The following is a 15,101-nucleotide window of genomic DNA, read 5'->3' on the forward strand; positions in this document are numbered from 1 at the left end:
TTTCGCTTGCCCGCCATGGCGCGGGCCGAATAAGGAAGATGAAAAAATGACCACGTTATTGAATCCCTATTTTGGCGAGTTTGGCGGCCAGTACGTACCACAAATCCTGATGCCAGCCTTGCGCCAGTTGGAAAATGCGTTTGTTGAAGCGCAGCGCGATCCCGAGTTTCAGGCCGAGTTTACTGACCTGCTGAAAAACTACGCTGGACGCCCAACGGCTTTAACGCTGTGCAGCAACCTGACTAAAGGCAGCAAAACCCGCCTTTATCTAAAGCGTGAAGATTTGCTGCACGGTGGTGCGCATAAAACCAACCAGGTGCTGGGTCAGGCGCTGTTGGCTAAGCGCATGGGCAAAAACGAGATCATCGCGGAAACCGGCGCCGGTCAGCACGGTGTCGCGTCAGCGTTAGCCTGTGCCCTGCTGGGTATGAAGTGCCGCATCTACATGGGCGCCAAGGACGTTGAGCGTCAGTCGCCAAACGTATTCCGTATGCGTCTGATGGGCGCGGAAGTGATTCCGGTGCATAGCGGCTCAGCCACGCTGAAAGATGCCTGTAACGAGGCGCTGCGCGACTGGTCTGGCAGCTATGAAACCGCGCACTACATGCTCGGCACCGCCGCGGGCCCGCACCCGTTCCCGACTATCGTGCGTGAATTCCAGCGCATGATTGGTGAAGAGACCAAAGCCCAGATTCTGGAGCGCGAAGGTCGCCTGCCGGATGCGGTGTTAGCCTGCGTGGGCGGTGGTTCGAACGCTATCGGCATGTTCGCTGATTTTATCGAAGAAGAAAGCGTTGGTCTGATCGGCGTGGAGCCGGCGGGGCACGGTATCGAAACCGGAGAACACGGTGCGCCGCTCAAGCACGGTCGCGTGGGGATCTATTTCGGTATGAAAGCGCCGATGATGCAGACCGAAGAGGGGCAGATTGAAGAATCCTACTCAATCTCTGCAGGTCTGGACTTCCCGTCAGTGGGTCCTCAGCATGCGCATCTGAACAGTATCGGCCGCGCGGAATATGTTTCGATTACCGATGACGAAGCGCTCAGCGCCTTTAAAGAGCTGTGCCGTGCTGAAGGGATTATTCCTGCGCTCGAATCCTCACACGCGCTGGCACATGCACTGAAAATGATCCGCGAAAATCCGGAAAAAGAGCAGCTGCTGGTGGTTAACCTTTCTGGTCGCGGCGATAAAGACATCTTCACCGTTCACGATATTTTGAAAGCCAAGGGAGAGATCTGATGGAACGTTACAATCATCTGTTTCAACGTCTGTCGGCGCAGCAAGAAGGCGCGTTTGTCCCCTTCGTTACCCTCGGCGATCCGTCACCTGAACTTTCGCTGAAAATTATCGATACCCTGGTGGAAGGCGGTGCGGACGCGTTAGAACTCGGTATTCCGTTCTCGGATCCGCTGGCCGACGGCCCAACCATTCAGGGCGCGACGCTGCGTGCCTTTGCTTCCGGCACCACCGTGGCGCAGTGCTTTGAAATTCTGGCGACCGTGCGCCAGAAATATCCCGAGCTGCCGATTGGCTTGCTGATGTACGCCAATCTGGTGTTCAGCAAAGGTATCGATAACTTTTATGCACAGTGTGAAGCGGTGGGCGTCGATTCCGTGCTGGTTGCGGATGTGCCGCTGGAAGAGTCTGCGCCTTTCCGTCAGGCTGCGCTGCGCCACAATGTGGCGCCGATCTTTATCTGTCCACCAAATGCTGACGATGAACTGCTGCGTGAGATCGCTGCGCACGGTCGCGGTTATACCTATTTGCTGTCACGCGCAGGCGTCACCGGTTCGGAAAATCGTGCCAGCCTGCCGCTGCATCACCTGATCGAAAAGCTGCGTGAGTTTAACGCTGCGCCGCCGCTGCAGGGCTTTGGTATCTCTGAACCCGGCCAAGTGAAAGAAGCCATCGCCGCTGGTGCGGCGGGTGCCATTTCCGGGTCGGCAATTGTGAAAATCATTGAGCGTAACCAGAACGATCCGGCCACGCTGCTCAGCGAGCTGAAAGCCTTTGTGAGTAGTCTGAAAGCAGCCACCCGCTAAAATCCTTCAGGGCCTTATTCGCTGGTGCGGATAAGGCCTTTTTATTGCCAAAAATATCCCCAAACTCAAATTCCCGGCTACTCTCAGATTTTCATGCCCAGCGAAAACTGCGATTGGATCAATAAGTGGTAAAAACGCCCTATTTCTGACTTTTTCACGCGCGCCGATTTGCTGATTTCGCATCTCCAGACCACAATTAATTGCGCCGCCCCATTGCGGCGAAACATCATCTAAGACAGGGAGATAACCAATGAAATTTTTCAAAGTCGTTGCAGGATTTATGATGGCTGCGGTAATGGCGCTGGCACTTAGCGCGTGTGCACCCACAGCAACCAAAGAAGGCACTGGCGGTTACATCGACGATACCGTGGTAACCACCAAAGTTAAGGCTCAGCTGTTGAATGACGAGTCGCTGAAATCGACCGAAATCAATGTTGAAACCTTCAAGGGTAAAGTTCAGCTGAGCGGTTTTGTCAGCTCACCGCAGATGGCAAATCGCGCGGTGGCCATAACGCGTAGCGTGGCGGGCGTGAAATCTGTGGTTAACAATATGCAGATCAAATAACACAACGGGCGACCTTCTGGTCGCCCGCTTCATTTCTGGTTGCCGATTAGAATCGATATCCCGCACCAAAGAAGAACACCCACGGATCGATACGCGTGTTGATGTTTTGCTGCTCACCGCCAGCTTTAAATTTCACTTCGGTATCAATATCCATGTACCACAGCGAGGCATTCAGCATCCAGTCGCGGTTGATTTGATAATCCAGACCGACCTGGCCCGCCATGCCCCACGAGTCTTTCACGCTCAGGTCGCTTAATCCGGCATCCTCACCCGTTTGGTTGAATTTGGCATCGTAGAAGGTGGTGTAGTTGATACCGACGCCAACGTACGGGCGGACTTTACTTTTGCTATCAAAGAAATAGTACTGCGCCATTAAGGTCGGCGGCAGCTGACGCACGGTGGCCAGATTACCGGTGGCGCCCAGTCCAACCTTATGACGGAACGGGGTTGCAGCCAGCAGCTCAACGCCGATGTTATCCGTTGCCATATAGGTGAAGGTCAAGCCCAGCTGCGTATCGTTGCTAACGTTAAAGCCGCCCATACCCAGCACATTGTCAGAGCCTTCAGTCGGACGAACGGTGGCGCTACCTGCACGCATAAAGAAATCACCGGCTTCATGAGCCAGAGCCAGTTGCGGAATTGCCAGCGCCATCAGCAGTGCGCATTTTGCCAGTTTCATAATCACTCCTTTGCCAAATAAAGATGGGTCTCAATGTTGAATGCGGCACAACATTTACCCCTTTTTTGGTAAAAGATCATCTGCATCAATCTAAATTAATCACTTAAAAAACAATGAATTGATTCAGATCAATTTTGGCTTTACAGCGCGTAATAAAAGTCCGCTTGCGAAAATTTTTCGCCGTGACTATTTTAACTTTCCCCTGTGTGATTTTGGTTCGATACCTTAAAGGTGGCGGGCGATCAGATGAGCGATTCACTAAATCCTTGCGTGACCTGTGGCGCATGCTGCGCGCACTTCCGTGTCTCTTTTTACTGGGCCGAAGCCGATGATGGCGCCGGTGCTGTTCCCGTTGAATTAACAGAACCGTTAACCCCATTTATGCGCAATATGCGCGGCACCAACCAACGCCAGCCGCGCTGTATTGCGCTGCAGGGCGACGTCGGCGGCTGCGTCTCCTGCGGTATTTATCAGCAGCGCCCTTCGCCCTGTCGGGAGTTTTCGATGTCCGGCGAGAACGGTGAACAGAACGAAGCTTGCGATCGCGCCCGTGCTCGCTACGGTCTTCCTGCGCTTTTTCACCCTTCTTTACCTGTTATGACAGAAAGTTATCCCAATGCGGGTGCCAGCACGCCAGTAGAACATGTACAATCGCCGGGTTAATTAATCCGGTTCTTTCAAGGAGTTTACATGTCTATCACGGCAAGCTCGTTATACCGTGACACAGGAAATTTTTTGCGCCATCAGCTGGTTACTATTTTACTGCTGGCGCTGCTGACCTCGTTCATTACTGTGATCGTCGGCCACGCGTTAACGCCAGGTGAAGACCAGCTCTCGTTGTTGAGCCAGTCCGATGACAGCGCATCGTCGCTGTTTGAGCTGGTACAAAATATGTCTCCGGATCAGCAGCGTATTTTGCTGCGCGCTTCCGCTGCAGGCACGTTCGCTGCGTTGATTGGCAACACGCTGCTGCTGGGTGGCATGCTGCTTCTAATCCCAATGGTATCGGGCGGACAACGCGTCAGCGCGCTGCGCGCTATTGGCGCATCTGCGCCCATCCTGCCAAAGCTGCTGCTGCAGACCTTCCTGATCACCCTGCTGGTTCAATTGGGCTTTATGGTGCTGATGGTACCGGGCGTGATTCTGGCGATCCTGTTTTCACTGGCACCGGTGATTCTCGCCAATGAGAAGCTCGGCGTGATTGGCGCGATGCGTGCCAGCATGCGTCTCGCCTGGAAGAATATTAAGGTTATCGCACCAGCTATTGTGCTGTGGCTGCTGGCCAAAATTGTGCTGATGTTCTTCTTTTCATCGCTGACCGTGCTGCCCGCCAATATCGCCTCCGTGGTGTTGAACGCGCTGGGTAACCTGGTCTCCGCAGTGCTGATTATCTATCTGTACCGGCTGTATATGCTGTTACGTTAATCGTTATGGCGCTCACCCGGGCGCCATAACTGTACGCTCCTGCCTATTTGGAAACGCTATGAAGCAGTTACTCGATTTTCTTCCCCTGGTGGTTTTCTTCATCTTCTACAAGCTGTACGACATCTTTGTCGCCTCCGGCGCACTGATCGTTGCCACCGGTCTGGCGCTGGTCGTCAGTTGGGTGCTCTACCGCAAGCTGGAAAAAATGACCATTTTTACCTTTGTGCTGGTCGCGGTATTCGGCACGCTGACGCTGGTGTTCCATAACGATGAATTCATCAAATGGAAAGTCACGGTGATCTATTCGCTGTTTGCCGTCGCGCTGCTCTACAGCCAGTGGTTTATGAAGCAACCGCTGATTCAAACCATGCTGGGCAAAGAGTTACAACTGCCTTCAGGCGTGTGGCGCAATCTCAACATTGCCTGGGCAATCTTCTTTCTCGCCTGCGGCTTAGCGAATATTTATGTTGCGTTTTGGTTATCGCAGGAATTTTGGGTTAACTTTAAGGTGTTCGGTCTGACCGGCCTGACCCTACTCTTTACCCTGTTAAGCGGCGTGTATATCTGGCGACAGATGCCGCAACAAGAACAAAAATAATGCCACTCCGCCCGACAGCGTCGGGCTTCTCTTCACCTGCAGAAGAACTGAGCAATGGACGAAAAACATAAGTCGCCGCAAGGCGAGATGGTGTTGCGTACCCTGGCCATGCCAGCGGATACCAATGCTAACGGAGATATCTTTGGTGGCTGGTTGATGTCGCAGATGGATATGGGCGGCGCAATTAAGGCGAAAGAGATTGCCGAAGGACGTGTCGTCACCGTGCGCGTGGACGGAATGACGTTCCTTAAACCGGTGGCGGTTGGCGATGTGGTGAGCTGCTACGCACGCTGCATCCGCACCGGCAACAGTTCCATGACCATAAACGTCGAAGTGTGGATCAAGAAAGTGTCGTCCGAACCGATTGGACAGACCTACTGCGCAACCGAAGCGGTGTTTGTTTACGTCGCCGTCGACAATACCGGGCAATCTCGCCCGTTGCCGCCCGGCAGAAGCAATTTAAGCGATCTGTAACATTAAAAAAGCGGTCATCTGACCGCTTTCTTATTGCCTCTCAGCCACGAGTGCTTATTCGATATTGGCGCCACCATTGATGCGGAATACGATGTTCATGGTGAGATTCTTGCCCGGACGACCTGGCTGATAACGCCACTTCTTCATCGCCTGCTTCACTTCGCGCTCGAACATGTTGCGCGGTTCTGCCGACAAAATCTGGACGTTATCCACACGACCGTCGCTATCAACGTCAAACTGCACCCGCACACGTCCCTCAACACGCAGCGCGAATGCACGTGCCGGATAGGCAGGCTTGCTGACGCTCATCGCTTTCGGACCATCTGAAATGCTCGGCGTTGCGGTCGGATTGGCTTTCGGCGCGGTTGTTGGACGCGTCTGCGTGGTTGGCGCTTCCTGCTTAAACGGATTTTCCTGCGGCTTCACTTGCTGACGCGGTTTCGGCTCAACCTTCTTTTCAACCTTTGGCTTCGGTTTAGGTTTTGGCTTCGGCTTAGGTTCCGGTTTAGGAATCGGTACCGGCTCAACCTTCGGCGGCTCTGGCGCCACTTCAGGCTCCGGCTCAGGTTCAGGTGGCGGCGGCGTGACCTGAGCAGGCGCAGGTTCGGGTTGCACTTCCGGAGCCACCAGCGAAACGCTGATAGGCTGGGACGCTTTTGGAACTTCAATCACCTGATGAAAAGATGCATAGAGAATGCCAGCGATCAACGAACCGTGAAGTACCACGGATAAAATTACAGCAATGGGGGTACGTGAAGGTAAAGGCGTAGTCAACGTGGTCATATCATTCATGTTCATTGAGTGAAGCGCAGATTTTAAATGCAAATAGCAATCAGTTTCAATAAGCGATGTGCAAGCGCCCCGCAGAAAGGTCTTTTTTAACCCTGATTGCGCTGAATGACAGCGTATTTATCTTTCGTTTGCACTCTGATTAACGATCACTTAACGTGTCACGCAATTTCGGCAAGTCTAACGGGAGTATCCCATCGTGCTTTACGTCATTTATGCGGAAGATACCGCTGATTCACTGGAAAAACGCAACTCGGTACGTCCCGCGCATCTTGCTCGTTTGAAGCTGTTGCAAGATGAAGGTCGACTGATTGCTGCGGGTCCGCTGCCAGCAGTTGACAGCAACGATCCAGGCCCGGCCGGTTTCAGCGGTTCCGTGATCATCGCCGAATTCTCTTCGCTGGAAGTCGCGGAATCATGGGCCAAGGATGATCCCTACATTGCCGCAGGCGTGTATGAGAAAGTCGCGGTCAAACCGTTCAAACGCGTTTTCTAATCTATGTGGTTGTCAGTTTTACTGCTGGTGATAGCATTCGCTCTCATCGGCAGAACACTTTGGCTATGGCGTCAGCAAGGCTGGCGCAACGCTCGTCAGCACATTGTGATGTTAATTGTGCTGGCAGCGGCAGTAGAAATGGTCAATGTCATTCGGGTGCTACGCGGCGCATGATGGCCGCGTAAACCCATCAGACCATTTGCGAGATAAACAGGATGGAGCGGCGATGTTGCTGCGCCACCTGATGACGAATGGTATGGATGCGCTTATAACGACGCGACTGCCCTTCCAGCCAGCGAGAACGACGACGGTGTACCTGACGTAACATTCTCCAGCGCGCCACTTCATTTTTGCTGCGTCTCATCACATCCTCTCAGACAGGCTAAACTCGGCAGGCATTATAAAGATCTGCCAGGAAATGCCAAATCGAAAGCTTCATCGAAACGTCATTCACGATTAAAGGTTTCACTCCCTGTGATCAGCACGTAAACTTTGCACAATAAAGCGCGAACAGGACGTCCACTTAATGACCACATTTTATACCCTAATCAGTTGGTTGCTGCTGTTTGGTTACTGGCTGCTGATTGCGGGTGTCACGCTACGTATTCTGATGAAACGCCGCGCAGTCACCTCAGCAATGGCCTGGCTGCTGATCATCTACATTCTACCGCTGGTGGGTATAATCGCTTATCTCTCTTTTGGTGAGCTGCATTTAGGTAAAAGGCGTGCCGAACGCGCGCGCACCATGTGGCCCTCCACCGCCAAATGGCTCAACGATCTCAAACAGTGCCGGCATATCTTCGCCACCGAACACAGCGACGTGGCGCGGTCCCTGTTTGATTTGTGCCGCCATCGTCAGGGCATCGCCGGCGTGAAAGGTAATCAGCTGCAGTTGCTGACCAACTCCGATGACGTGATGCACGCACTGATCCGTGATATCCAGCTGGCACGGCATAATATCGAGATGGTGTTCTATATCTGGCATCCCGGCGGGTTGGCCGATGAAGTGGCGGAATCGCTGATGGCTGCATCGCGTCGCGGTGTACATTGCCGTTTGATGCTGGATTCAGCGGGCAGCGTCACCTTCTTCCGCAGTCCGTGGGTCAACATGATGCGCAATGCCGGCATTGACGTGGTTGAAGCGTTGCAGGTTAGTTTACTGCGCGTGTTTCTGCGCCGCATGGACTTGCGACAGCATCGTAAAGTGGTGCTGATCGATAACTACATCGCTTATACCGGCAGCATGAACCTGGTCGATCCACGCTTCTTTAAGCAGGAAGCCGGCGTGGGACAATGGATTGACCTGATGGCGCGCATGGAAGGCCCGGTGGCAACCACCATGGGCATTGTGTATGCCTGCGACTGGGAGATTGAAACCGGCAAACGCATTCTGCCGCCCGCGCCGGATGGCAACGTGATGCCCTTCGAACAGGAGAGCGGACATACCATTCAGGTAATCGCTTCTGGTCCCGGCTTTCCGGAAGATATGATCCATCAGGCGTTACTCACAGCGGTCTACTCCGCGCGTCAGCAGCTGATTATGACCACGCCCTACTTTGTGCCGAGCGATGACCTGCTGCACGCCATCTGTACCGCAGCGTTACGCGGTGTGGAAGTGAGCATCATTGTGCCGCGCCATAATGATTCGCTGCTGGTAGGCTGGGCGAGTCGTGCCTTCTTCACCGAACTGCTGGAAGCCGGCGTGAAGATTTACCAGTTTGAAGATGGCCTGTTGCATACCAAAAGTGTGCTGGTTGACGGGCAGCTGAGTTTGGTCGGCACGGTTAATCTGGATATGCGCAGCCTGTGGCTCAACTTTGAGATCACCTTGGTGGTTGATGATGACGGCTTTGGCAGCGATCTCGCTACCGTGCAGGATGATTACATCGCCCGCTCACGCTTACTGGATGGTGCTCGCTGGGCTAAACGTGCCTGGTGGCAACGCATCGTTGAACGACTGTTTTACTTCTTTAGTCCTTTACTGTAAAACGAGCGAAAATATTACCGCCTCAGGGCAAGCAGGAATGACCATGGATTTAAATAATCGCCTTACTGAAGATGAAACGCTGGAGCAGGCTTACGATATTTTTCTTGAGCTGGCTGGCGACAATCTCGATCCCGCTGACATTATTCTGTTCAATCTGCAGTTTGAAGAGCGCGGTGGCGCGGAACTGTTCGATCCTGCGGAAGACTGGCAGGAACATGTTGATTTCGATCTCAACCCAGACTTCTTCGCAGAAGTGGTGATTGGCTTAGGTGAAGCCGACGGCGAGCCGATCACTGATGTGTTCGCACGCGTCCTGCTTTGCCGCGAGAAAGATAACAAACTCTGCCACATCCTGTGGCGCGAGTAAGCGACAGACAAAAAACGCCGGGCAATCGCCCGGCGTTTTCATTTACAGCGGATCGACTTTTAAACAAGAGACCGCATGACGGAAGCTGCCTTCCAGCAGCGGCCGGGTTTTCGCGCACTCTGGTCCGGCAATCGGGCAACGGGTGCGGAACACGCATCCCGATGGCGGATTGATCGGCGATGGCAGCTCTCCTTCCAGCAGCTGGATTTGCTTGTTCTTCTCCAGGTCCGGATCGGGAATCGGCACCGCTGACATCAGCGCGCGGGTGTACGGATGCTGCGGATTGTTATACACCGCATCGTAAGTACCCAGCTCAACCGCATGCCCGAGATACATCACCAGCACGCGATCGGAGATGTGTTTTACCACCGCCAAATCGTGCGCGATAAAGATCAGTGACAGCCCCATTTCTCGCTGCAATTGCTGCAACAGGTTAACGACCTGCGCCTGAATCGACACGTCCAGCGCCGATACCGGCTCATCGCAGATGATCAGCTTCGGCTCGAGAATCAGCGCCCGCGCGATGCCAATACGCTGACACTGGCCGCCCGAGAACTCGTGCGGATAGCGGTTGATGAGGTTAGGTAACAACCCAACCTTCATCATCATGGTTTTCACCTTATCCTTCACTTGCTGGCCCGGCATCTTCGGGTAATAGGTGCGCAGCGGTTCCGCAATGATATCGCCAATGGTCATACGCGGATTGAGCGATGCCAGCGGATCCTGGAAAATCATCTGGATATCGCTGCGCGCCTGACGCCATTGCTCCTGGCTTTGCCCGAGCAGATCGCGTCCTAACCAGGCAACGCGCCCTTCTGTGGCTTTTACCAGGCCAATGATGGCGCGGGCCAGCGTTGATTTACCGCAGCCTGATTCGCCTACTACGCCCAACGTTTCACCTTCGTACAAACGCAGGCTGACGCCGTCGACTGCTTTTAGGGTATGCGGTGGCTGCCAGAACCACTGTTTGCCATCCTTAATCTCAAAGTGCACCTTAAGGTCGGCGATCTCCAGCAGGACTTTTTTCTCTTCGACTACGGTGCTCATACTAACTCCTCCACCGGCTTGAAGCAGGCACGTAAGCGACCTTCAGCGAAAGGCTCCAGCGGCGGTGCCTTGGCACAAATGTCCATGGCGTAGGCGCAGCGAGGCTGGAACGGACAGCCTTGCGGCAGGCGCAGCAGGTTTGGCGGGTTGCCTGGAATGGTGGTCAGCGACTCGCCCTCCTCAGCATCCAGACGCGGCACCGCACTCAGCAAGCCAATCGAGTATGGATGGGCAGGATGATAGAACACATCACGTGCACGGCCATATTCCATGGTACGACCGGCGTACATCACCAGCACTTTGTCACAGATACCCGCTACCACGCCGAGATCGTGGGTAATCATCACAATTGCGGTATTGAATTCGCGCTTCAGCTCATTCAGCAGCGTCATGATCTGCGCCTGTACGGTCACGTCGAGCGCCGTAGTCGGCTCATCGGCAATCAGCAGCTTCGGCCGACACAGCAGCGCCATCGCAATCATCACACGCTGACGCATACCGCCCGAGAACTCATGCGGAAACATCTTCATACGCTTACGCGCTTCCGGCATTTTCACCGCATCCAGCATGCGCACCGATTCTTCGAACGCCTGCGCGCTGTTCATGCCTTTATGCAGCTTCAGCACTTCCATCAACTGCTCGCCGACGCGCATGTAAGGGTTAAGCGACGTCATTGGATCCTGGAAGATCATCGCAATCTGCTCTGCGCGCAGTTTGTTGAGCTTGCTTTCCGGCAGATTGAGGATCTCTGCGCCGTTAAATTTCGCTGAACCGCCAATGCGCCCATTTTTTGCCAGCAGGCCCATCAAGGCAAACGCGGTTTGCGATTTCCCCGAGCCGGATTCGCCAACAATGCCCAGCGTTTCACCCGCATGCAGTGAAAAGTTGAGGTCGTTCACAGCGGTGACATCGCCATCGTGGGTGCTGAAGGTGACGCGCAGGTCTTTTACATCAAGCAGCAGGTTATTGTTTCCCGCACGTGCAGCCAGGGCTGGCTGAAATTCATGAATGGTCATCGGGAAACTCCTTAACGATCTTTCGGGTCGAGGGCATCACGCAAGCCATCGCCGATAAAGTTAAAACAGAACAGCGTGACCACGAGGAAACCTGCCGGGAACATCAGTAACCACGGCGACACTTCCATCGAGTTGGCGCCATCGCTCAGCAATGCGCCCCAACTGCTCAGCGGTTCCTGAGTGCCGAGGCCAAGGAAGCTGAGGAAAGATTCGAACAGGATCATGCTCGGCACCAGCAGCGAGGCATACACCACTACTACGCCTAATACGTTTGGCACAATGTGACGCAGCACGATTTTGAAGGTGCTCACACCGCCGACCTGCGCCGCTTCGATGAACTCTTTGCGCTTCAGGCCCAGCGTCTGCCCACGTACGATACGCGCCATATCCAGCCACGACACCATGCCGATCGCCACAAAGATCAGCAGAATGTTGCGACCAAAGAAGGTTACCAGCAGGATAACGAAGAACATGAACGGGAAGGAGTTGAGGATCTCCAGAATACGCATCATCACCGAGTCGGTTTTACCGCCCAGATAACCCGCCAGTGAGCCATACAGCGTGCCCACCAGCACCGCGATCAGCGCGGAGGCAATGCCCACCATCAGCGAGATACGGCCACCAATCGCAACGCGCACCAGCAGATCGCGACCCGATGAATCGGTGCCAAACCAGTGGCCGGAGACGGTATCCGGCGCGGCAGACATCATCGCCCAGTCGGTATCGTCATATTTGAACTGCGACAACATCGGGGCGAACACCACGAACAAAGTGATCACCAGCAGCACCAGCAGGCTGATGAAGGCTGCGCGGTTGTGAATAAAGCGGCGACGCGCGTCCTGCCAGAGGCTGCGCCCTTCGACTTCCAGTTTTTCACTGAAGGCATCCAGAGCTTCGCTGTTTTTCTTACTTAACATCATGGGCGAGCTCCACAATCAGTAACGGATTTTCGGATCGATCACGGCGTACAGCACATCAACGATCGCGTTAAACAGAATGGTCAGCACGCCAACCAGAATGGTCAGACTCATCACCAGCGAGTAGTCACGGTTCAATGCCCCGTTAACGAACAGCTGCCCAATGCCCGGCAAACCATAGATGGATTCAATCACCATGGAACCGGTGATGATGCCGACAAACGCCGGTCCCATATAGGAAAGCACCGGCAACATGGCAGGCTTTAGCGCGTGACGTAGCACGATACGACGCAATGGCAGTCCTTTAGCGCGCGCGGTACGGATGAAGTTTGAATGCATCACTTCAATCATCGAACCACGGGTAATACGCGCGATGCTGGCGATGTAGGCCAGTGACAGCGCCACCATCGGCAGCAACATGTAATTCCATTGGCCGCCGTTCCAGCCGCCGCCTGGTAGCCAGCGTAAGGTAATCGCAAACACCAGCACCAGTAACGGTGCCACGACAAAGCTGGGGATCACCACGCCGGTCATCGCGACCCCCATCACGGCATAATCCCACAAACTGTTTTGCTTCAGGGCGGCGATCACGCCAGCCGTTACGCCCAGCACCACGGCGAGGAAGAAGGCAGCCAGACCAAGTTTGGCTGACACCGGGAAGGCGTGGCCGACCAGATAATTGACCGAGTAATCTTTGTATTTAAACGAAGGGCCAAAGTCGCCATGTGCCAACTGCACCAGGTAGCTCAGGTACTGTTTGCCAATTGGATCGTTGAGATGGTACTTAGCTTCGATATTCGCCATCACTTCCGGCGAGAGGACACGTTCGCCGGTAAATGGACTGCCGGGTGCCAGTCGCATCATAAAGAAAGAGATGGTGATGAGGATAAACAGCGTCGGGATGGCTTCAAGGAGCCGACGCAGGATGAATTTTAACATTGCCGTACCTACCAGGCTGTTGCTTCACAAAGTAAAAAGGCGGTGCCGCAGCACCGCCACTGTCGATAGCCTGAGTGCTATTAATGTTTAATGATATACAGGTTTTTATCGACGGTTTTATCCAGCGGATCGTTGCCGGTGTAACCGCCCACGTAAGGTTTCACCAAACGCGCATTGACGTAGTAGTAAACCGGTACAATGGTGCTGTCTTTATCCAGAATCTGCTCAGCTTTCTGATAATCCGCTACGCGCGCTTTATCGTCTGTGGCTTTAACCGCATCGTGAATAACTTTATCGAAGTCAGCGCTTTTGTAGTGCGAGGTGTTACTGCTGCTGTCAGACAGCATGATGTTCAGGAATGAAGTCGGTTCGTTGTAATCCGCACACCATGCCGCACGAGAAACATCAAAGTTGCCCTGATGACGCGTGTCGAGGAAAGTTTTCCACTCCTGGTTTTCCAGCTTGATGTTGACGCCGATGTTTTTCTTCCAGATAGATGAGGCGGCGATCGCCAGTTTTTTGTGCAGATCGGAGGTGTTGTACAGCAGGTTGAAGGTCAGCGGTTTATCCGCGGTGTAACCCGCTTCAGCCAGCAGTTTTTTCGCTTCTTCGTTACGCTTGTTCTGATCCCACTTGAACCAATCCGGCGGCAGCAGTTCCATGCCATCGGTGGCTGGCGGGGTGAAGCTGTAAGCCGGTTGCTGACCTTGTGCCAGAACCTTGTTCACCATGATGTCGCGATCCAGACCGAGTTTCAGTGCGGTACGCACGCGTGGATCGGTGAATGGCGCTTTCTGGTTATTGATTTCGTAGTAATAGGTGCACAGGTATGGCTTGACCATCAACTCTTTGCCGTTGTCCCGCTGCAGTTTTTTGAACAGCTCGATAGGCATGTTGTTGTAAGTGATATCGCTGCCGTTCTCAGAGAAGTAACGGTTAACGTCGCTGACTTCGGAGTTAATTGGCAGGAAGGTGACTTTGTTCAGCACGGTGTGCTCGTTATCCCAATACTGCGGGTTACGCACCAGCGTTACGCGTTCGTTGATCACGTGCGATTCAAGTTTAAAGGCGCCGTTACCGACCCAGTTTTGCGGCTGGGTCCACTGATCGCCAAATTTGTCGATCGCCGGCTTATACACCGGAGACATCACGGAGTTGATCAGCAGCTTATAGAAGTAGGGTACGGGCTCGCTCAGGGTCACTTCCAGTGTGTGATCGTCGATGGCTTTTACACCCAGCTCGGAAGTTGGCTTTTTACCGGCGATGATGTCGTCAACATTGACGATGTGGCCGTATTGCGGATAGCTGGCGTAAGGCGATGCGGTTTTCGGATCGACCAGGCGCTGCCAGCTATATACGAAATCTTGTGCGGTGACCGGCTCACCGTTGGACCATTTAGCGTTCTTGCGCAGGTGGAAAGTCCAGACTTTGAAATCTTTGTTTTCCCAGCTTTCCGCCACGCCCGGTACCGGTTTGCCATCACTGTCGCTGGTGATTAAACCTTCATACAGGTCACGCGCGATGTTGTCTTCGGGTACACCTTCAATCTTGTGGGGATCCAGCGACTGTACTTCATCGCCGTTACCGCGAACCAGTTCCTGTTTTGCTGCCAATTCAACGCCTGCTGGCACTGTTGCTGCCAGCGCGGCATTCCCTGCCAGCGCGCCGATTGCGGCTAATACGCCTGCGGCAATCAGGCTTTTTTTTGTGATGTTGTTCATTATTACGCTCCAGTTTTATTATCTTTACCGGGTCGATT

Annotated in this window: 18 protein-coding genes; 10 read left to right on the forward strand and 8 right to left on the reverse strand. The window is 53.9% G+C overall.

Going from position 1 to position 15,101, the window contains the following annotated elements; translation table 11 throughout:
- Positions 1–46: 46 nt before the first annotated feature.
- From trpB to ACVLVH_RS05045, 3 genes are all read left to right on the forward strand, one after another.
- The gene (trpB, locus tag ACVLVH_RS05035) at positions 47–1,240 is read left to right on the forward strand and encodes a tryptophan synthase subunit beta (RefSeq protein WP_101764259.1); all 1,194 of its coding nucleotides are present in this window, start codon (positions 47–49) and stop codon (positions 1,238–1,240) included.
- Positions 1,240–2,043 carry a tryptophan synthase subunit alpha gene (trpA, locus tag ACVLVH_RS05040; RefSeq protein ID WP_192411716.1) on the forward strand — a complete coding sequence of 268 codons (804 nt, stop codon included), beginning with the start codon at positions 1,240–1,242 and terminating at the stop codon, positions 2,041–2,043. The genes trpB and trpA overlap by 1 nt, the downstream gene beginning before the upstream one ends.
- Before the next feature lie 250 nt (positions 2,044–2,293).
- Positions 2,294–2,608, forward strand: a complete 315-nt coding sequence (locus ACVLVH_RS05045; protein WP_192411715.1) for a BON domain-containing protein — start codon at positions 2,294–2,296, stop codon at positions 2,606–2,608.
- Between the two features lie 46 nt (positions 2,609–2,654).
- Here the strand turns inward: ACVLVH_RS05045 and ompW are convergent, their stop codons facing one another.
- Positions 2,655–3,287, reverse strand: coding sequence for an outer membrane protein OmpW (gene ompW, locus ACVLVH_RS05050; protein WP_064738828.1), 633 nt, complete (start codon positions 3,285–3,287; stop codon positions 2,655–2,657).
- Between the two features lie 246 nt (positions 3,288–3,533).
- Here ompW and ACVLVH_RS05055 point away from each other — a divergent pair, with 246 nt between their 5' ends.
- Genes ACVLVH_RS05055 through yciA form a run of 4 tightly spaced genes read left to right on the forward strand, consistent with a single transcriptional unit; the run spans position 3,534 to position 5,784 of the window.
- Positions 3,534–3,950 (forward strand): YkgJ family cysteine cluster protein, encoded by a 417-nt coding sequence (locus tag ACVLVH_RS05055; RefSeq protein ID WP_101764256.1) that lies wholly within the window; start codon positions 3,534–3,536, stop codon positions 3,948–3,950.
- 27 nt (positions 3,951–3,977) lie between these two features.
- A complete protein-coding gene (locus ACVLVH_RS05060) occupies positions 3,978–4,712 on the forward strand; it encodes a YciC family protein (protein ID WP_101764255.1) in 735 nt (244 codons plus the stop codon).
- 58 nt (positions 4,713–4,770) lie between these two features.
- Positions 4,771–5,310 carry a septation protein A gene (locus ACVLVH_RS05065; protein WP_008106564.1) on the forward strand — a complete coding sequence of 180 codons (540 nt, stop codon included), beginning with the start codon at positions 4,771–4,773 and terminating at the stop codon, positions 5,308–5,310.
- A gap of 54 nt (positions 5,311–5,364) precedes the next feature.
- A complete protein-coding gene (gene yciA / locus ACVLVH_RS05070) occupies positions 5,365–5,784 on the forward strand; it encodes an acyl-CoA thioester hydrolase YciA (RefSeq protein WP_007892397.1) in 420 nt (139 codons plus the stop codon).
- A gap of 54 nt (positions 5,785–5,838) precedes the next feature.
- Here the strand turns inward: yciA and tonB are convergent, their stop codons facing one another.
- The gene (tonB, locus tag ACVLVH_RS05075) at positions 5,839–6,567 is read right to left on the reverse strand and encodes a TonB system transport protein TonB (protein ID WP_206098231.1); all 729 of its coding nucleotides are present in this window, start codon (positions 6,565–6,567) and stop codon (positions 5,839–5,841) included.
- Between the two features lie 205 nt (positions 6,568–6,772).
- Between tonB and ACVLVH_RS05080 the strand changes: the two genes are divergently transcribed.
- Positions 6,773–7,069, forward strand: coding sequence for a YciI family protein (locus ACVLVH_RS05080; RefSeq protein WP_101764253.1), 297 nt, complete (start codon positions 6,773–6,775; stop codon positions 7,067–7,069).
- 190 nt (positions 7,070–7,259) lie between these two features.
- On the opposite strand, the gene ACVLVH_RS05085 is transcribed toward ACVLVH_RS05080, so the two are convergent.
- Positions 7,260–7,433 (reverse strand): YciY family protein, encoded by a 174-nt coding sequence (locus ACVLVH_RS05085; RefSeq protein WP_007892390.1) that lies wholly within the window; start codon positions 7,431–7,433, stop codon positions 7,260–7,262.
- Between the two features lie 162 nt (positions 7,434–7,595).
- Here ACVLVH_RS05085 and cls point away from each other — a divergent pair, with 162 nt between their 5' ends.
- Complete coding sequence (cls, locus tag ACVLVH_RS05090; protein ID WP_101764252.1) at positions 7,596–9,056, forward strand: cardiolipin synthase; 1,461 nt, start codon at positions 7,596–7,598, stop codon at positions 9,054–9,056.
- Positions 9,057–9,093: 37 nt separating this feature from the next.
- Positions 9,094–9,423: an HI1450 family dsDNA-mimic protein gene (locus ACVLVH_RS05095; protein WP_206098230.1), complete on the forward strand. Its 330-nt coding sequence runs from the start codon at positions 9,094–9,096 to the stop codon at positions 9,421–9,423.
- Positions 9,424–9,465: 42 nt separating this feature from the next.
- On the opposite strand, the gene oppF is transcribed toward ACVLVH_RS05095, so the two are convergent.
- The 5 genes from oppF to oppA form a co-directional block, all read right to left on the reverse strand.
- Entirely contained in the window at positions 9,466–10,470 is a 1,005-nt protein-coding gene (gene oppF, locus ACVLVH_RS05100) for a murein tripeptide/oligopeptide ABC transporter ATP binding protein OppF (protein ID WP_101764250.1), read from the reverse strand.
- Complete coding sequence (locus ACVLVH_RS05105) at positions 10,467–11,486, reverse strand: ABC transporter ATP-binding protein (protein ID WP_101764249.1); 1,020 nt, start codon at positions 11,484–11,486, stop codon at positions 10,467–10,469. Before ACVLVH_RS05105 ends, oppF begins: the two co-directional genes overlap by 4 nt.
- Positions 11,487–11,497: 11 nt before the next feature.
- Entirely contained in the window at positions 11,498–12,406 is a 909-nt protein-coding gene (gene oppC, locus ACVLVH_RS05110) for an oligopeptide ABC transporter permease OppC (protein WP_101764248.1), read from the reverse strand.
- Between the two features lie 15 nt (positions 12,407–12,421).
- The gene (oppB, locus tag ACVLVH_RS05115) at positions 12,422–13,342 is read right to left on the reverse strand and encodes an oligopeptide ABC transporter permease OppB (protein WP_007892378.1); all 921 of its coding nucleotides are present in this window, start codon (positions 13,340–13,342) and stop codon (positions 12,422–12,424) included.
- An 80-nt stretch (positions 13,343–13,422) separates the two neighbouring features.
- Positions 13,423–15,063, reverse strand: coding sequence for an oligopeptide ABC transporter substrate-binding protein OppA (oppA, locus tag ACVLVH_RS05120; RefSeq protein ID WP_110866261.1), 1,641 nt, complete (start codon positions 15,061–15,063; stop codon positions 13,423–13,425).
- Positions 15,064–15,101: the final 38 nt, after the last annotated feature.

It is taken from the genome of Kluyvera sp. 1366 (assembly GCF_054823405.1).

What these genes read in the sequence shown, in the direction of transcription:
- trpB (WP_101764259.1), top strand. Translation starts at nt 47, where the DNA reads ATGACCACGTTATTGAATCCCTATTTTGGCGAGTTTGGCGGCCAGTAC.
- trpA (WP_192411716.1), top strand. Translation starts at nt 1,240, where the DNA reads ATGGAACGTTACAATCATCTGTTTCAACGTCTGTCGGCGCAGCAAGAA.
- ACVLVH_RS05045 (WP_192411715.1), top strand. Translation starts at nt 2,294, where the DNA reads ATGAAATTTTTCAAAGTCGTTGCAGGATTTATGATGGCTGCGGTAATG.
- ompW (WP_064738828.1), bottom strand. Translation starts at nt 3,287, where the DNA reads ATGAAACTGGCAAAATGCGCACTGCTGATGGCGCTGGCAATTCCGCAA.
- ACVLVH_RS05055 (WP_101764256.1), top strand. Translation starts at nt 3,534, where the DNA reads ATGAGCGATTCACTAAATCCTTGCGTGACCTGTGGCGCATGCTGCGCG.
- ACVLVH_RS05060 (WP_101764255.1), top strand. Translation starts at nt 3,978, where the DNA reads ATGTCTATCACGGCAAGCTCGTTATACCGTGACACAGGAAATTTTTTG.
- ACVLVH_RS05065 (WP_008106564.1), top strand. Translation starts at nt 4,771, where the DNA reads ATGAAGCAGTTACTCGATTTTCTTCCCCTGGTGGTTTTCTTCATCTTC.
- yciA (WP_007892397.1), top strand. Translation starts at nt 5,365, where the DNA reads ATGGACGAAAAACATAAGTCGCCGCAAGGCGAGATGGTGTTGCGTACC.
- tonB (WP_206098231.1), bottom strand. Translation starts at nt 6,567, where the DNA reads ATGACCACGTTGACTACGCCTTTACCTTCACGTACCCCCATTGCTGTA.
- ACVLVH_RS05085 (WP_007892390.1), bottom strand. Translation starts at nt 7,433, where the DNA reads ATGAGACGCAGCAAAAATGAAGTGGCGCGCTGGAGAATGTTACGTCAG.
- cls (WP_101764252.1), top strand. Translation starts at nt 7,596, where the DNA reads ATGACCACATTTTATACCCTAATCAGTTGGTTGCTGCTGTTTGGTTAC.
- ACVLVH_RS05095 (WP_206098230.1), top strand. Translation starts at nt 9,094, where the DNA reads ATGACCATGGATTTAAATAATCGCCTTACTGAAGATGAAACGCTGGAG.
- oppF (WP_101764250.1), bottom strand. Translation starts at nt 10,470, where the DNA reads ATGAGCACCGTAGTCGAAGAGAAAAAAGTCCTGCTGGAGATCGCCGAC.
- ACVLVH_RS05105 (WP_101764249.1), bottom strand. Translation starts at nt 11,486, where the DNA reads ATGACCATTCATGAATTTCAGCCAGCCCTGGCTGCACGTGCGGGAAAC.
- oppC (WP_101764248.1), bottom strand. Translation starts at nt 12,406, where the DNA reads ATGATGTTAAGTAAGAAAAACAGCGAAGCTCTGGATGCCTTCAGTGAA.
- oppB (WP_007892378.1), bottom strand. Translation starts at nt 13,342, where the DNA reads ATGTTAAAATTCATCCTGCGTCGGCTCCTTGAAGCCATCCCGACGCTG.
- oppA (WP_110866261.1), bottom strand. Translation starts at nt 15,063, where the DNA reads ATGAACAACATCACAAAAAAAAGCCTGATTGCCGCAGGCGTATTAGCC.